Origin of the sequence: Paraplanobispora takensis (assembly GCF_016863195.1) — a bacterium.
GTDB classification, from domain to species: Bacteria; Actinomycetota; Actinomycetes; order Streptosporangiales; family Streptosporangiaceae; genus Planobispora; species Planobispora takensis.
This window is the reverse complement of the sequence record NZ_BOOK01000030.1, coordinates 26213-41571: the sequence shown is the minus strand read 5'-3', so window position 1 is coordinate 41571 and position 15359 is coordinate 26213. Positions and strand designations below refer to the sequence as shown.

Here is a 15359-nt window from a genome sequence, read left to right as displayed (position 1 = left end):
GACGTCCGGCATTCTGGAGCGCATGAGCGACACCCCGGCACGACTGCTGGCCCTGCTGTCCCTGCTGCAGACCCCGCGCGAGTGGCCCGGCAGCGAGCTGGCCGAGCGGCTGGAGGTCACCACTCGCACCATCCGCCGCGACATCGGGCGCCTGCGCGACCTGGGCTATCCGGTGGAGGCGACGATGGGCGCGGTGGGCGGCTACCGCCTGGTCGCCGGTACGGCCATGCCGCCGCTGCTGCTGGACGACGAGGAGGCGGTGGCCATCGCGGTCGGCCTGCGTACGGCGGCCCGCCATCCGGTGGCCGGCATCGAGGAGGCGTCCGTACGGGCGCTGGCGAAACTGGAGCAGGTGCTGCCCTCGCGGCTGCGCCGCCGGGTCGGCACACTGAACACCGCCACCGTCCCGCTGGTCCCGGCCGGCGGGCCGAGCGTCGATCCGCAGGACCTGGCGGTCCTGGCCGCGGCCGTCGCCAACCGGGAGCGGCTGCGTTTCGCCTATCAGACCGCCGACGGCGCCGGGAGCAGGCGTCTGGTGGAGCCCCACCGCCTCGTGGTGGCCGAGCGCCGCTGGTATCTGGTGGCCTACGACGACGACCGGGACGACTGGCGGATCTTCCGCGTCGACCGGATCCGGCAGCCGCACCCGACCGGCATGCGCAACGCGCCGCGCGAGTTGCCCGGCGGGGACGCCGCCGCCTACGTCACCAGTACGCTCTACTCCCTCGCGCCCACCTACAGCGCGGTGGCGACCCTGCACATGCCGGCGGCCGAGGCGGCCGCCCGGCTCGGTGACGCCTCCGGGGACGTGGAGCCGATCGACGAGCGCACCTGCCGCCTGCGCGGCCACACCGACACCCTGGAGTGGCTGGCGTTCCGGCTGGTCATGCTCGACTGCGAGTTCGAGGTGCACGAGCCGCCCGAGCTCCTGGGGTACCTGGCCGCGCTCGGCGCCCGCGTCACCCGCGCGGCGTCGCCCGCCGCCCGGGCGCCGCGGGCGGGCGACGCCGCGGACGACACGGTCGACGCGAACAATTGATACATGTTTCCCTGAATTCAGGGTTTCCTGTATTTTTGCGGCATGCTGACGATCGCATCCGAGGTGGAGGTGCTGGCCCGGTTCGGCCGCGCGCTCGCCGACCCGATCCGCTGCCGGCTGCTGCTGGCCCTGCGTGAGGCGCCGGCGCACCCGTCCGATCTGGCCGAACGGCTGGGCATCTCCCGGACCCGGCTCTCCAACCACCTGGCGTGCCTGCGAGACTGCGGTCTGGTGGTCGCCGTCCCGGTCGGCCGCCGAACCCGGTACGAACTGGCCGACGACCGGCTCGGGCACGCCCTGGACGACCTGCGCGCCGCGGTGGTGGCGGTGGAGGGCGAGCGTGCCTGCGCGGGACCCGCCGGCGTCGCCTCCCCCCGCCTCCGGGCCGAGTAAGCCTCCGGCCGAGCAGGCCTCCGGGCCGAGCAAGCCGACGATCCGACCAAGGGGGAGTCACTGTGGGCGCCAACCACAGTCACGGTCATGGACACGGTCACGGGCACCTCACCGGTGCCGGACGCCACCGCGGCAGGCTGGCCGGGGTGCTGGCCATCACCGGCGGCGTCATGATCCTGCAGTTCGCGGGCGCGCTGATCTCCGACAGCGTCGCCCTGCTGGCCGACGTCGGGCACATGCTCACCGACACCGCAGGCGTCGCGCTGGCCCTGGTGGCCATCACGCTGGCCGGGCGCCCGGCCACGCCCAGGTGGACCTTCGGTCTGGCCCGCGCGGAGATCCTGGCCGCCGCGGTCAACGCCGCCGTCCTTTTCGGCCTGGGCGCCTACGTGCTGTACGAGGCGGTCACCCGGCTCACGCTGGCCAGGCCGCCGGAGATCGCCGCCGGCTCCATGCTCGTGTTCGGCGCGATCGGCCTGGTGGGCAACCTGTTGTCGATGCTGCTGCTGGTGCGGGTCAGGGGAGAGAGCCTGAACATGCGCGGCGCCTTCCTGGAGGTGGCCACCGACGCCCTGACCTCCCTGGGCGTCATCACCGCCGCCCTGGTCGCCTGGCTGACCGGCTTCACCCGCGCCGACTCCATCGTGGCCGTGCTGATCGGCCTGCTCATCGTGCCCAGGGCGCTGCGGCTGCTGTACTCGGCCGTCAACGTGCTGCTGGAGGCCACCCCCGCCCACATCGACCTGGACGAGGTCCGCGCGCACATCATGGGCGTGCCGCACGTGCGGGGGGTGCACGACCTGCACGCCTGGACGCTCACCTCGGGCATGGCGGTGCTGACCGCGCACGTCGTGGTCGAGGAGGAGTGCTTCGCCGACGGCCACGCGCCGCAGATGCTGGACGCCCTGCAGGAGTGCCTGAGCGGGCACTTCGACCTGCGGCACTCCACCTTCCAGCTCGAACCCCCCGCCCACGTCCAGCACGAGCAGCCCGCCCACGCCTGAACGCCCGGCGCCCGAGGCCCGGGAGCGTCTAGGAGCTCTCGCGGGCCTCCTTCTCGGCGGCCTCCTCACCGGCCTCCTCCAGACGGGCGCGCAGCCGCGTCCGGATCTCGTCCGGGGTGTAGGCGCGGCGGCGCCGCTCCGCCCGGGCGACCACCACTCCCGTCGCGGCGACGCCCGCGACACCTGCCAGACCGAGTATCTTCCACCAGCGCATGTATCTAGAGTATGGGAATGCCCGCTACGACCATCGGCCTCGACGAGGCGCTGAACCTGACGAGAACCGGCGACGTATGGCTGTTCCGCGGGCGTTCGGCGCCGGACCGGGCCATCCAGACCGTGACCAACAGCCCGGTCAACCACGTCGGGATGTCCGTCGTCATCGAGGACATGCCCCCGCTGATGTGGCACGCCGAGCTCGGCCGGTCCCTGCCCGACATGTGGACGGGGACCCACCAGCGCGGCGTCCAGCTGCACGACATGCGTGAGGCCGTCTCGGTGTGGGCCACCAAGTACGGCCAGCGCGCCTGGCTGCGCCAGCTGGAGCCGCAGGTCACGGCCGAGATGGAGGACGCCGTCCTGCGGACGGTCGCCCGCCTGGACGGCACGCCGTTCCCGTCCACGGCGCGGCTGGCCGGGCGGTGGATGCGCGGCCGGGTGCCGAAGCTGCTGAAGCGGGGCGGCGAGGAGAGCGCGCTGGAGAGCGCCTACTGCGCCGAGGTCGTGGCCGTCACCTATGAGGCCATGGGGCTGCTGCCCGGCGGGCGCCGCCCGAACTGGTACGACCCGGGTCGCTTCTGGAGCGGGGACGACCTGGACCTGACCGACGGCTTCCGGCTCGGCGGGGAGATCACGGTCAAGATCGCCTGAGCCCTCCGCCGGGCAGTTCTCCGCGGGACGGCTCCCCGCCGGACGGTCCGCCTCTACCGGTTGGTCCTGCGTCCCACTCCGCCGACCACCCACACCGTGTCGGCCATGTGGGAGATCTCCTCGCCGGGGCGCCACTGCGGGATGTAGACGACTCCGGGCTCGACGGGCTCGAAGCCGTCGAGGAAGCGCTCGACCTCGGCCTTGGTCCGCAGGTTCGCCCGCCATCCGCCGGTGATCGAGCCCTGTTCGTAGTAGACGCGCGCCAGCCTCGCCGTCGTCTCCGGGCACAGGTCGGCGACCGCGTGGGAGAAGGCGAGATAGCTGCCCGGTGCGATCGCCTTCCGCAGGTGCGTGATGATCTGCGTGACCGTGTCGTCGTCCGGGAGGATGTGCAGCAGAGCGAACAGCAGGACCGCCACGGGCCGGTCGAAGTCGATCATCCGGGTGAGCTCCGGGTGGCCGAGCAGCGCCGCCGGATCGCGCACGTCGGCCTCCACGACCACGGTCCGGCGGTCGTCCTGCAGGAGGGCCTGGCCGTGGGTGACGACCATGGGGTCGTTGTCGACGTAGACCACCCGCGCCTCGGGCGCGACGGAGTGCACGATCTCGTGGACGTTGCCCTGCGTGGGCAGGCCGCAGCCGATGTCGATGAACTGCCGGATGCCGGCCTCCGCGGCGAGGAACTCGACCACCCTGGCGAGGAAACGGCGGCCCTCGCGGGTCATGGCGGGCAGTTCGGGGGCGATGCTCAGCACGCGCTCGGCCGCGGCCCGGTCGGCGGCGAAATTGTCCTTGCCGCCGAGGAAATAGTCGGCGATCCGTCCCTCACTCGGAATCGAGGTGTCCAGCTTCGCCCGTTCCCGCCCCGAGGGTGCCATGGCGTTCTCCGTCCAACGGCTTCAGGTCTCAGCGAAGATTATCCAATTTCCTCCATACTCGGACCTGTATTCCGGCCCCATTGCGATGAACGGTCACCGGGTTACGCCGGACGGGTCAGCGGCAGGCCTCCAGGCGCCGCCCGTTGAGCGTGGGAAGGGCGAACGCCGCCCACACGGCCTTGCCCCGGCCCTCAAGCGGGGACCAGCCCCACATCTGGCTGATTGCCTGCACCACCTGCAGCCCGCGCCCGCTCTCGGCGTCGTCGCCGGGTTCGCGCAGGCGGGGACCCTGGTCGCTGGGGTCGGTGACCGCGCAGAGCACCGAGTGCTCGGTACGGCACAGCACCACCCTGACGTGCTGGGCCGGACGGGGGGCGAGGGCGGTACGCATGCCGTGCCGCAGGGCGTTGGTGACCAGCTCCGAGACGACCACGTTGGTGTCGTCGACGAGGGGGTCGAGCTCCCACGAGCGCAGCGAGGCGGCGGTGAAGCGCCGGGCGACACGCGGTGCCCCGGGTTCCTGGGGGATGGCGCGCACGGCGAGCTGAAGGTACTCCAGGCGTTCCTCGCCGTCCGACCACGGCGGCAGGCCGCTGGGCGGCAGCACGTGGTCGAGCATCGACAACCAGCGCTCCCATCCGCTTATCTCTGTTCGGACGGGGGCGAGGTCGTACTTGTGTAAACCAGTCATCGGCGACCCTGGGGGGAGACGGTGATCGCGTACAGAGTGACTCGTTAGTAATCTTGCACGGCAACATGTGCATACGCAAGTACAGATGCACGTGCAGATGCACAAAAGTCTATGCTGGCTCCAATGGTTCCTGCCGATTCGGCGAGAGGCGAGGATGGATCAGCTCCGTAACGGGATGCCGGCGACCTTGCTCGGCGCGGTCGTGTGGCGTAAGAGCCGCTTCAGCAACCCCAGCGGCAACTGCGTGGAGTTGGCGCAACTGCCCTGCGGCGGGGTCGCGGTGCGCAATTCGCGTGATCCGGAAGGTCCCGCACTGGTCTATGCGCACGGGGAGATCGATGCCTTCATCCGCGGGGTGAAAAGCGGGGAATTCGACGACCTCACCGGAGTGATAGTTGAAGAATAAAGTTCCATCTGGCATACAAGGGACGACGGGAGTAGCGTAAAGGCCCGCGACAGCCACACACGGTGGGCAGAGGTTCGCAATACGCGCACGAAGGACCTGTAGATGATCACATCGAATGCCCACGAGGAGCCTGTCGAGCCCGCCTTAATGGGGCAGGCGCGGGGCAGTTCCACGGTGCTGAGAATCGTGCTCGGCACCCAGTTGCGCCGGCTCCGCGAGAAGCGGCACATCACCCTCGACCAGGCGGGCAACGCCATCCGGGCCTCCCACTCGAAGGTCAGCCGGATGGAGAACGGCCGGGTCAGCTTCCGGGTGCGGGACGTGGCCGACCTTCTGACGCTGTACGGCGTGACGGCCGAGGAGGACCGCGCTCCGCTGCTGGCCCTGGTCGAGCGGGCCAACCTGCCCGGGTGGTGGCACGACTACGGCGACGTGCTGCCGACGTGGTTCGAGACCTACGTCAGCCTGGAGGCGGCCGCCTCCGTCATCCGCAACTACGAGGTCCAGTTCGTCCCCGGCCTGCTGCAGAGCGAGGAGTACGCCCGCGCCGTCATCCGGCTCGGCTTCCCCGACGCCCCCGAGGAGGAGATCCGGCGCCGGGTGGACCTGCGCATGGCCCGCCGGCGGATCCTGGACGGCGCCCAGTCCCCCCACCTGTGGGCCGTGCTGGACGAGGCGGTGCTGCGCCGCCCGCTCGGCGGGGCCGAGGTGATGCGCGGCCAGATCGACCACATCCTGCAGATGATCCGCAAGCCCAACGTGACCGTCCAGATCGCGCCGTTCAGCATCGGCGGGCACGCCGCGGCCGGCGGTCCCTTCAGCCTCCTGCGCTTCGCCCAGCCCGACCTGCCCGACATCGTCTACATGGAGCAGCTCACCAGCGCGGTCTATCTGGACAAGCGCACCGACGTCGACCGTTACCTCGAGGTGATGGAGCGCCTGTGCATCGAGGCCGAGCAGGCCTCGAAGACCGAGGACATCCTCCTGCGGATGCGCGACGCGCTCTGACCGGGGCGGGAGCGCACCCATCGGTTAGAAGTTCGTCCCGCGGCCAACTCTCCTCTCCAAAGTGGTATAGAGAGGGTCCAATCCGGGCAAAGTTGTGCGGTGCGGCAGTTGGTCGACGAGATTTTCACGATCCTGATCGTGTTCGGGCTCACCGGGATGGCACTGCTCGCCATCTCGGTGATCGTTCTCATCGTGCTCGCGGTACTGGCCGTGACCACCGGCCGGGAGCGCGAGGAGGCGCAGACTCCCTGGAGGTAGGCGATGCGGCAGCTCAGTGCGGTGGACACGCAGTTCCTGAACTTCGAGACCGCGACGAACGTGGCGAACATCGCCGGGCTGGCGATCCTGGACGGCAAGCTGACCCGGGCGGACCTGCTGGCCCTGCTGGCCGACCGGCTCCACGCGGCGGCGCCGCTGCGCCGGCGGCTCGTCTCCGTCCCGCTCGGCCTGGACCACCCGTACTGGACCGAGGACTCCTCGATCGACCTCGACTATCACGTGCGCGAGCTGGCGCTGCCCTTCCCCGGCAACGAGGAGCAGCTCGGCGAGCAGGTGGCCCGCATCCACTCCCGCCGCCTGGACCGCCGCCGCCCGCTGTGGGAGATGTACCTGATCCACGGGCTGGCCGGCGGCAGGATGGCCCTGTACACCAAGGTCCACCACGCCGCGGTCGACGGCGTCACCGGTGCCGACGTGCTCGCCTCGCTGATGGACACCTCTCCCGAGCCCGCGGAGCGCCTGCCCGCCCCCTCCACCGTGGGGGAGGAGCAGATCGGCACGCGGGACATGATCGGCAGGGCGGTCGCCAAGGCCGTCGTCAACCCGGCCACCACGGTCAGGTTCCTGGTCGAGGCCGTCCCGCACCTGGACGAGATCCCCGTCGTGTCGCAGGTGCCCGGGGCCGGGCTGGTCTCCCGCCTCACCCGCGACCTGGCGCGCCGCCTGACCGGCGGGAACCGGGTGCCGGACCTGCCCAGGATGGCCGTACCGCGCACCCCCTTCAGCGGGCGCATCAGCGGCCACCGCAGGTTCGCCTTCGCCGCGCTGCCGCTGGCCGACGTCAAACGGGTCAAGAACGCCTTCGGCGCCACGGTCAACGACGTGGTGATGACGCTCTGCGCGGGGGCGCTGCGGCAGTGGCTGCTCAAGCACGACGCGCTGCCCGAGCGGCCGCTGGTCGCCGGGGTGCCGTTCTCGCTGCGCGCGCCGGGCGACCAGAGCGGCGGCAACCAGGTCACCATAATGATCACCACGCTGGCCACGCAGATCGCCGACCCGGTGGAGCGGCTGCGCGCCGTACAGGAGGCGATGAAGCGGATCAAGGACCGTTCCGCGCTCGCCCCCGCCTCCTGGCTCCAGCAGGTCAGCGACATGATGCCCGCGGCGCTGACCGGCCTGGCCGCCCGCGCGGCGTTCAACATGTTCGCCGGGACCGCGGGACCGATCAACGTGGTGATCTCCAACGTCCCCGGCCCGCAGATCCCGCTCTACGTCTGCGGCGTACGGCTGGTGGCCTACCACCCGGTGTCGGTCGTCACCGACGCCAGCGGGGGCCTCAACATCACCGTCTTCTCCTACGACGGCTCCCTGGACGTGGGGGTGATCTCCTGCCGGGACATGGTGCCCGACGTGTGGACGATCACCGACTATCTGAAGCAGGAGCTGTCGGAGCTCATGGTCATCGCCGAGACGTAGTGCTCTCGTCGGTCAGCAGCAGCGACTTGCCGGGGGCGTCCTCCTCGAACAGGAGGGTCTTCTCCAGGCAGACGACCGAGCCGTGGTCCTCCCGCTTGACGAAGCGGACGTCGTCGGCCAGCGCCTGCATGATGAGCAGCCCCCGGCCGGACTCGGCGCTCGGGGAGACCTGGCGGGCCCCCGAGAAGTCGAAGCCGCTGCCGGCGTCCACGACCTTGATGCTGCAGCGGTCACGGCTCAGCTCGGTGCGGACGGTGTAGTCGTCGCTGTCGTCGGCGTGTTTGATCACGTTGGAGCAGGCCTCGGAGAGCATCAGCTGGATGTCCTCGCGGATGTGACGCTGCACGCCCAGGGCGTCCAGGGACGAGTCCAGCATCTGCCTGATGACCGGAACACTCGCTGCGTCGCGCGGCAGGCGCAACGCGATCGTGGCTTCCACAGTTCTCTCCTCAGGTGGGTCTCGAAGCCCCGGACTCGGGACGGTCTCCCGTCCGCGCGACGGCGGCGGACCCGGCCGGCGCGGGCGCGCCCCGCACCGGCCGGGACGTCGTCACCGGGCGAAGGCGTCCACGGCGGCCTGGCAGAACGCCTTGAGATCGTCGGGCTTCCGGCTGGTGATCAAGGGGCTGGAACCTCCGGTGCAGACCACGACCTCCCGGTCCACCCACGTGGCACCGGCGTTGCGCAGGTCGGTCTTCAGGCTCGGCCAGGAGGTGACCGTACGGTCGCGCACCACGTCGGCCTCGATCAGCGTCCAGGGCGCGTGGCAGATGGCGGCCACGGGCTTGCCGGCGTCGAAGAAGTCCTTGACGAACTGCACGGCGCCGGGCTCGGTCCGCAGGAAATCGGGGTTGGCGACGCCGCCGGGCAGGACCAGCCCGTCGAACTCCCCGGCCGAGACCCCGTCCACGGTGGCGTCCACCGGGAAGCGGTCGGCCTTGTCCAGGTGGTTGAAGGCCTGGACCGTGCCGCTCTGCGTGGAGATCAGCTTGGGTGTCCCGCCCGCCTGCTGTACGGCCTTCCACGGCTCGGTGAGCTCCACCTGTTCGATGCCCTCGGGGGCCACGAGGAAGGCGATCGTCTTACCGTTGAGCATGATGTCCCCTATGACGTCTCGCGTGGTTTTTCAGCTTGCGTCCTAGCGGCACGTGCCCCCGAGGAGGCGATCCATGCGAGATGTGGGGGACTCAAGAACGAGTTTTGCGCCTTCGCAGGCCTGAGGCGATGAGCCGGGCGACCAGCTCGCGTGAGGAGACGGCCTCGGCTCCCAGTGTGAGCGCGCGCTCGTAGACGGTCTCGGGCACGTCGTAGTGGTCGCGGTCGAAGGCCCGGGGCGGAACGCCCAGCAGCTCGGCGAAGGCGTGCAGCTCCTCGACGGAGGAGTCGCTGACCAAGTGGGACCAGAGCAGCCCGCGCGGGCCCGGCCAGTCGGGCGGGTCGATGAGGACGCTCATCGCCGCAGCAGATCGAAGGCGACCTCCAGGCCGGCGGCCCGGCGCTCCTCCTCCGGCACCTCCTCCTCCAGGATGAAGGAGGCGGCGTGCAGGGCGAAGACGGCCATGGAGTTCCTCAGCCGGGTGGCGACGGGGTCGGCGGGCTCCACCAGGAAGGTGATCAGGTCGAACATCCGCTCCCTGGTCTTGCCCATGACCGGATGGTGCTTGAGCGCCGTCTGGTTGCGCTCGAAGAAGCGCATGATCTCGCGGTGCCGCCCGCTGTGCAGGTCGTCGGCGTAGCGGCGGATCAGCTCGCGCCGGGTCTCCTCGGTGCGCGGCTGCCTCTCGGCCCAGGCGAGCAGCTCCTCGACCGCGTGCAGCCGTTTCTCGGCCAGGCTGGCGACGATGTCGTCCTTGGTCCTGAAGTGGTAGTAGAGGGCGGCCTTGGTCACGCCGAGGGACTCGGCTATCTCGCGGAGCGAGGTCGCCTCGTAGCCCTGCTCGGTGAAGAGCGTCAGAGCGATCTCCTGGATCCGCGTGCGGGTGTCGGCCTGATCCCTCATGGTTTCCTTCACGGCGAAATCTACTTGACGGCCGGTAAGTGACCGGCCTACATTCCGAGCATATCCGACACTTGCCGGTCGGCAAGTAATCAAGATCAAGTAATTGAGATCCAGTAAGCAGGATCCTTCATGGGGGCGAAGCACGTGACACAGGTCGAAGCCGTGCCGGCACGGCGACGTGAGGTCATGGTAGTGCTACCGGGCCTGATGCTCGCGATAGTCCTGGCCATGCTCGACAACATGATCGTAGGCACCGCCATGCCCCGCATCGTGGCGGAGCTCGGCGGCCTGACCCACCTGTCCTGGGTGGTGACGGCCTACGTGCTGGGCACCACCGTCTCCACCCCCATCTGGGGCAAGATCGGCGACCTGTACGGCCGGAAGACCATCTTCCTGGCCTCCATCGTCATCTTCATGATCGGCTCGGCGCTGTGCGGCATGGCCGGCTCGCCGATGCTGGGCGGTCCCGACGGCGGCATGACCCAGCTCATCGCCTTCCGCGCGCTGCAGGGACTGGGCGCGGGCGGCCTGATGGTCAACGCCATGGCCATCATCGGCGACCTGGTCCCGCCGCGTGAGCGCGGCCAGTACCAGGGCATCATGGCGGGCGTCATGTCGCTGGCGATGATCGCCGGCCCGCTCGTCGGCGGCTTCATCACCGACCACCTCGACTGGCGCTGGGCCTTCTACGTGAACCTGCCCATCGGGTTCGTCTCCCTGGCCCTGCTCGCGGTGAAGCTGAAGCTGCCCAGGCACCGCACCGAGCACCGCATCGACTGGCTGGGCGCCGGCCTGCTGTCGATCGGCATCACCGCCCTGGTCCTGGTCACCACCTGGGGCGGCAACGAGTACGACTGGGGCTCGCCGCAGATCCTCGGCCTGATCGGCCTCGCCGTGGTGACCCTGGCCCTGTTCATCCCGGTCGAGCGCCGCGCCGCCGAGCCGATCATGCCGCTGGCCCTGTTCCGAAACCGCAACTTCACGCTGATCTCCCTGGTCGGCTTCCTGCTCGGCTTCGCCATGTTCGGCGCGATCAACTTCCTGCCGCTGTTCCAGCAGACCGTCCAGGGCGCCTCGGCCACCAACTCCGGCCTGCTGATGCTGCCGATGATGGGCGCCGCCATGGTGATCTCCCTGTTCGTCGGCCGCGCCATCACCACCACCGGCAAGTACAAGATCTATCCGATCATCGGCGGCGCCGGCATGGCGCTCGGCATGTGGCTGCTGTCGCTGATGGACGTCGACACCCCCTCCTGGCAGACCGGCGTCTTCATCGCGGTCCTCGGCGCGGGCATGGGCTTCCTGATGCAGACGACCATGCTCATCGCGCAGAACAGCGTGGAGCAGAAGGACCTGGGCGTGGCCAGCAGCTCCTCGACCTTCTTCCGGTCCATCGGCGGCTCGTTCGGCGTCTCGCTGTTCGGCGCGGTCTTCAACCACCAGCTCAGCGACAACCTGACGGCCAAGCTCGGCCCCGCGGGGGAGAAGCTCGCCTCCGGCGGCGGCCAGTTCGACCCCGCCGCCCTGCACGAGCTGCCGGCGCCCGTCCTGAACGGCTTCCTGGAGTCGCTGGCGACCTCCATCTCCAGCGTGTTCTGGTGGGCGATCCCCTTCGCCGTCCTGGTCCCGCTGCTGGCGGCCTTCATCAAGGAGATCCCGCTGCGCAGCGGTTTCGGGCAGGACGACAAGGACGAGACCCCGGTCCCGGCCGCCCTCGACTGAGCCGCCGGCAGGCCCCCGGCCCGGCCGGGGGCCGCGGCAACCGCCAAGCGGCGACCCAGCGGAAAGCAAGTCGGCCGGGGAACACTCGGCGTCATGGACACCACCACCGCGACCGCCGCCGGATACCTCACCCGGCGGCCCGTGACGCAGGACGTCACGGCCATCTACGAGCTGATCTCCCTGTGCGACACGCAGGTGATCGGCAAGGCGGACATGACCCTGGAGGACGTCGCCGACCAGATCAACGAGCCCGCCTTCGACAAGGACAGGGACGGCTGGGTCGTCCACGACGAGGACGGGCGGCTGGTCGGCTGGGCCTGGGCCTGCCGCAAGGGCCGCAGCGCCAACGTGGAGATCGACGTGGTGGTCCACCCCGAGGCCCGCTCCCTCACCGACCGCCTGTGGGACGCGGCGACCGGACGGGCCTCGCAGATCGCCGCGGAGCTCGGCCACGACCACGCGGTCGTGGACATCGGCCTGTACCGGGAGGACAGCGGCAAGCGCGCCGTGGCCGCCGCCCGCGGGTTCGCCCCCGCCACCAGCTTCATCCGGATGCTCGTCGACCACGAGGGGACGGTCGCCGCGCCCGCCCCGCCCGGCGGCGTGACGCTGCACGACGGGCTCGGCGAGGAGGCGCGCCGCCAGGGCCACGCGGTCCAGCAGGCGGGCTTCGCCGACCACTTCGGCTTCACCCCGAAGGGCTTCGAGGAGTGGTTCGCCGACCTCGACTCCTCCAGCAGCACCGACTGGTCGCAGCTGCTGGTGGCCCGGGTCGGCGGCGAGCCCGCGGCGATGCTGCTCGGCACCGACATGTTCGCCGGGGACGAGAACTGCGGATACGTCCGCCAGCTCGCCGTCCTGCCCGCCTTCCGTGGCCGGGGCCTGGGCCGGTTCATGCTCCGTACGGCGTTCGCCGCCGACGCGCGGCGCGGCCGGGCCGGCACCTACCTGCACGTCGACGCCAACAACAGCACCCCCGCGCTCGACCTCTACCTGTCGGTGGGCATGCGCCAGGTGCTGGCCATCGACGTCTGGCGCCGCACGGTCTGACCCCGGCCGCGGGTACGGCTCAGCGCGGGAGCCGTACCCGCAGCAGGGGCAGCGCGCACGCCCCCGCGGCCAGGGCCGTGACCGCCAGCGCGGCGGCGGTGGCGGCGGCCGACCCTCCGCCCAGGTACAGGGTGCCGAACGTGGCCACTCCCACCACCTGGCCGAGCTGGGTCACCATCACGAACAGCCCGCTGGCGTCGGGGGCGTCGGCCGGGTCGACGTGGGTGAGGGCCACCGCGAGCACCGGGCTGAACGTCCCGCCCAGGCCCGCCCCCGTCACCGCCAGGGCCAGGGCCGTCAGCGGCCGCTGCCCGCTCTCCAGCGCGGGCGCCAGCAGCAGGTAGCCGAGCGCGGCCACGCTGAACGACACGACGATCATCCGCCGCCGCAGCCGCTCGGGCAGCCGCTGCCAGTTGAGGCTGACAGCCGCGAAAGCCACCGCCGCGGGCAGGAACGTCAGCCCCGCCTCGACCGGGTCGGCGCCCAGCCGGCCCTGCAGGTGCAGCGCGACGCAGAACAGGAAGCCGCCGTAGGTCGCCATCGCCCCGAAGACGGCCAGCGCGGACGGGACGACCCCGGGCGCGCCGAGCACCCGCGCCGGCACCAGCGGGGCGGCGGCCCGCCGCTCCACCAGCATGAAGATCCCGGCGAAGACCGCGCTCGCGGCCATCGCCGCCCAGCCCCACAGCGGCCAGTCCTGCTCGTGACCCAGCACCAGGGGCACCACCAGCAGGCTCACCGCCAGCGAGAGCGTGACGATCCCCGGGACGTCCAGCGCGCGGCCGGCGCGCGGCCCGGCGTCGGGCAGCAGCCGTGCCCCGGCCACGAGCAGGGCCAGGCCGATCGGCACGTTCACCAGGAACACCGGCCGCCAGGCGGTGCCGAACAGGTCGGCGGAGACCAGGACGCCGCCCAGCACCTGGCCGACGATCGCGGCCCCGGAGATCACGGTGGCGTAGAGGCTGAGCGCCCGCGCCCTGGCCGCCCCGGCGAAGTTCGTCTGGATCAGGCTCAGCACCTGCGGCACCATCAGCGCCGACCCGGCCCCCTGCAGCAGCCGGAAGGCGATCAGCTGCCCGGCGGAGGCGGCCAGGCCGCAGGCGAGCGAGGCGGCGGTGAACAGCGCCAGCCCGGACAGGAACAGCCGCCGCCCGCCGTGCCGGCCGCCGAGCCGGGCACCGGTGATCAGCAGCATGGCGTAGGCGACCGTGTAACCGGAAATGATCATTTGGAGTCCCGATCCGGACGCGCCGAGGTCGGAACGGATCACCGGGGAGGCGACGTTGACGATGGAGACGTCGAGGATGGCCATGAACTGCCCGGTCAGGAGGATCGTCAGCAGCCATGGCGGGCGCAGCGCCGGGGGAGCCCCGGCGGGGGCGGAGATCGTGGTCATGGGACGAGCCTGGGGCCGGGCGGATACGGGTGGTGAGAGCCTGCCGATCCTGGTACTGCCAGCACCTGGCACGCCGGCCGCCTGTCGGCCAGCATGGAGCGATGACCGTGATCCAGCCGGACGCCCGCGACGCAACCGGCCCGTCCGCCGCCCGGCCGCGCACCCGCAGGCCGGAGGCCGGGACCGGAAGCCGGGAGACGGCGGGGGCCGGGGCCGGGAACCCGCCGGCGGACCGGCCGGAGGCGCCTGCCCCTGGCGCCGGGCGCCGGCCGGTGGAGGAGGGGGCCCGGAACCCGCCGGCGGACCGGTTGCGGGCGCGCCGCCGTACCGAACTGGCGGCCTTCCTGCGCAGCCGCCGCGAGCGCATCACCCCGGCCGACGTCGGCCTGCCGCCGGGGCTGCGCCGCCGTACGCCCGGACTGCGCCGTGAGGAGGTCGCCCAGCTCGCCGGGGTCGGCGTCACCTGGTACACCTGGCTGGAGCAGGGACGGCCGATCAACGTCAGCGTGCAGGTGCTCGACGCGATCTCCCGCACCCTGGGGCTGGACCAGGCCGAGCACGAGCACCTCTACCGGCTCGCCGACGTCCCCCAGGTGACCGACGCCGGGGGATGCCGCGTGCTGGAGCCCGAGACGCAGGTCATCCTCGACCAGCTCGACCCGATCCCCGCCGTGGTCTACAACGCCCGTTACGACGTGCTGGCCTGGAACGCCGCCTACGATCGGTTGTTCCCCATCCTGACGACGCAGCCGCTCATCACCCGCAACGCGCTCTGGCAGCTGTTCGTCTCCCGCGACTGCTGCACCCCGGTGGTCAACCGGGAGGAGGAGCTGCCGCAGATGGTGGCCACCCTGCGTGCCGGGTTCGGCCGTCACCTCGGTGAACCCGCCTGGACCGACCTGGTCCGCCGCCTGTCGGCCGCCAGCCCCGAGTTCGCCCGGATGTGGGCCACCCACGACGTGGCCAGGCCCGGCAGCCGTATGAAGATCTTCCAGCACAGCGCCGCCGGGCTGATCCGCACCGTCTCGACGAGCATGGCCCTGACCTCGCCGCCGGAGGCGCGCATGGTGGTCTACACCCCCGTCGACGACGACAGCCGCGAGCGCATCGCGTGGCTGATGGCCCACCCCGAGGTCCCGGCGGTCGATCACGTCCACTGAGCCGGCACGGCCCGCCGGAGCCCGCGTACGGCCGAGCCGCCGTGACCGGGT

At 71.2% G+C, this 15359-nt stretch carries 19 protein-coding genes; 11 read left to right on the top strand and 8 right to left on the bottom strand.

The window, feature by feature from the left end:
- Positions 1-22: 22 nt before the first annotated feature.
- The 3 genes from Pta02_RS20035 (at position 23) to Pta02_RS20025 (ending at position 2436) form a co-directional block, all read left to right on the top strand.
- Positions 23-1039, top strand: a complete 1017-nt coding sequence (locus Pta02_RS20035) for a helix-turn-helix transcriptional regulator (RefSeq protein ID WP_203876406.1) — start codon at positions 23-25, stop codon at positions 1037-1039.
- 42 nt (positions 1040-1081) lie between these two features.
- Positions 1082-1432, top strand: a complete 351-nt coding sequence (locus tag Pta02_RS20030) for an ArsR/SmtB family transcription factor (protein WP_203876405.1) — start codon at positions 1082-1084, stop codon at positions 1430-1432.
- A 62-nt stretch (positions 1433-1494) separates the two neighbouring features.
- Positions 1495-2436 (top strand): cation diffusion facilitator family transporter, encoded by a 942-nt coding sequence (locus Pta02_RS20025; protein ID WP_203876404.1) that lies wholly within the window; start codon positions 1495-1497, stop codon positions 2434-2436.
- A 28-nt stretch (positions 2437-2464) separates the two neighbouring features.
- Here Pta02_RS20025 and Pta02_RS20020 read toward each other — a convergent pair whose 3' ends face one another.
- On the bottom strand, positions 2465-2650 hold the full coding sequence (locus Pta02_RS20020) for a hypothetical protein (RefSeq protein ID WP_203876403.1): 186 nt from the start codon (positions 2648-2650) through the stop codon (positions 2465-2467).
- 17 nt (positions 2651-2667) lie between these two features.
- On the opposite strand from Pta02_RS20020, the gene Pta02_RS20015 reads away from it, so the two are divergent.
- Positions 2668-3303 carry a hypothetical protein gene (locus Pta02_RS20015; protein ID WP_203876402.1) on the top strand — a complete coding sequence of 212 codons (636 nt, stop codon included), beginning with the start codon at positions 2668-2670 and terminating at the stop codon, positions 3301-3303.
- A gap of 53 nt (positions 3304-3356) precedes the next feature.
- Here Pta02_RS20015 and Pta02_RS20010 read toward each other — a convergent pair whose 3' ends face one another.
- Both Pta02_RS20010 and Pta02_RS20005 read right to left on the bottom strand, forming a co-directional pair.
- The gene (locus tag Pta02_RS20010; RefSeq protein WP_203876401.1) at positions 3357-4181 is read right to left on the bottom strand and encodes an SAM-dependent methyltransferase; all 825 of its coding nucleotides are present in this window, start codon (positions 4179-4181) and stop codon (positions 3357-3359) included.
- A 115-nt stretch (positions 4182-4296) separates the two neighbouring features.
- Positions 4297-4872: an ATP-binding protein gene (locus Pta02_RS20005; RefSeq protein WP_203876400.1), complete on the bottom strand. Its 576-nt coding sequence runs from the start codon at positions 4870-4872 to the stop codon at positions 4297-4299.
- A gap of 154 nt (positions 4873-5026) precedes the next feature.
- On the opposite strand from Pta02_RS20005, the gene Pta02_RS20000 reads away from it, so the two are divergent.
- The 4 genes from Pta02_RS20000 (at position 5027) to Pta02_RS19985 (ending at position 7981) form a co-directional block, all read left to right on the top strand.
- Entirely contained in the window at positions 5027-5278 is a 252-nt protein-coding gene (locus Pta02_RS20000) for a DUF397 domain-containing protein (protein WP_203876529.1), read from the top strand.
- A gap of 102 nt (positions 5279-5380) precedes the next feature.
- The gene (locus Pta02_RS19995; RefSeq protein ID WP_203876399.1) at positions 5381-6286 is read left to right on the top strand and encodes a Sco1979 family transcriptional regulator; all 906 of its coding nucleotides are present in this window, start codon (positions 5381-5383) and stop codon (positions 6284-6286) included.
- Between the two features lie 99 nt (positions 6287-6385).
- Positions 6386-6544 carry a hypothetical protein gene (locus Pta02_RS19990; RefSeq protein WP_203876398.1) on the top strand — a complete coding sequence of 53 codons (159 nt, stop codon included), beginning with the start codon at positions 6386-6388 and terminating at the stop codon, positions 6542-6544.
- A 3-nt stretch (positions 6545-6547) separates the two neighbouring features.
- Entirely contained in the window at positions 6548-7981 is a 1434-nt protein-coding gene (locus Pta02_RS19985; protein WP_203876397.1) for a WS/DGAT/MGAT family O-acyltransferase, read from the top strand.
- Here the strand turns inward: Pta02_RS19985 and Pta02_RS19980 are convergent.
- From Pta02_RS19980 to Pta02_RS41960, 4 genes are all read right to left on the bottom strand, one after another.
- Positions 7965-8420 carry an ATP-binding protein gene (locus Pta02_RS19980; RefSeq protein WP_203876396.1) on the bottom strand — a complete coding sequence of 152 codons (456 nt, stop codon included), beginning with the start codon at positions 8418-8420 and terminating at the stop codon, positions 7965-7967. The two genes, Pta02_RS19985 and Pta02_RS19980, sit on opposite strands and share 17 nt — an antisense overlap.
- A 111-nt stretch (positions 8421-8531) precedes the next feature.
- Positions 8532-9077 carry a type 1 glutamine amidotransferase domain-containing protein gene (locus tag Pta02_RS19975; RefSeq protein WP_203876395.1) on the bottom strand — a complete coding sequence of 182 codons (546 nt, stop codon included), beginning with the start codon at positions 9075-9077 and terminating at the stop codon, positions 8532-8534.
- A gap of 91 nt (positions 9078-9168) precedes the next feature.
- A complete protein-coding gene (locus tag Pta02_RS19970) occupies positions 9169-9435 on the bottom strand; it encodes a DUF4031 domain-containing protein (RefSeq protein ID WP_203876394.1) in 267 nt (88 codons plus the stop codon).
- A complete protein-coding gene (locus tag Pta02_RS41960; protein ID WP_203876393.1) occupies positions 9432-9980 on the bottom strand; it encodes a TetR/AcrR family transcriptional regulator in 549 nt (182 codons plus the stop codon). The genes Pta02_RS19970 and Pta02_RS41960 overlap by 4 nt, the downstream gene beginning before the upstream one ends.
- Positions 9981-10166: 186 nt before the next feature.
- On the opposite strand from Pta02_RS41960, the gene Pta02_RS19960 reads away from it, so the two are divergent.
- Together Pta02_RS19960 and Pta02_RS19955 are read left to right on the top strand one after the other, a co-directional pair.
- On the top strand, positions 10167-11702 hold the full coding sequence (locus Pta02_RS19960; RefSeq protein WP_239130993.1) for an MDR family MFS transporter: 1536 nt from the start codon (positions 10167-10169) through the stop codon (positions 11700-11702).
- Between the two features lie 93 nt (positions 11703-11795).
- Entirely contained in the window at positions 11796-12752 is a 957-nt protein-coding gene (locus tag Pta02_RS19955; RefSeq protein WP_203876391.1) for a GNAT family N-acetyltransferase, read from the top strand.
- A 19-nt stretch (positions 12753-12771) separates the two neighbouring features.
- Here the strand turns inward: Pta02_RS19955 and Pta02_RS19950 are convergent, their stop codons facing one another.
- The gene (locus tag Pta02_RS19950) at positions 12772-14148 is read right to left on the bottom strand and encodes an MFS transporter (RefSeq protein ID WP_203876390.1); all 1377 of its coding nucleotides are present in this window, start codon (positions 14146-14148) and stop codon (positions 12772-12774) included.
- 101 nt (positions 14149-14249) lie between these two features.
- On the opposite strand from Pta02_RS19950, the gene Pta02_RS19945 reads away from it, so the two are divergent.
- Entirely contained in the window at positions 14250-15308 is a 1059-nt protein-coding gene (locus tag Pta02_RS19945) for a helix-turn-helix transcriptional regulator (protein ID WP_239130991.1), read from the top strand.
- Positions 15309-15359: the final 51 nt, after the last annotated feature.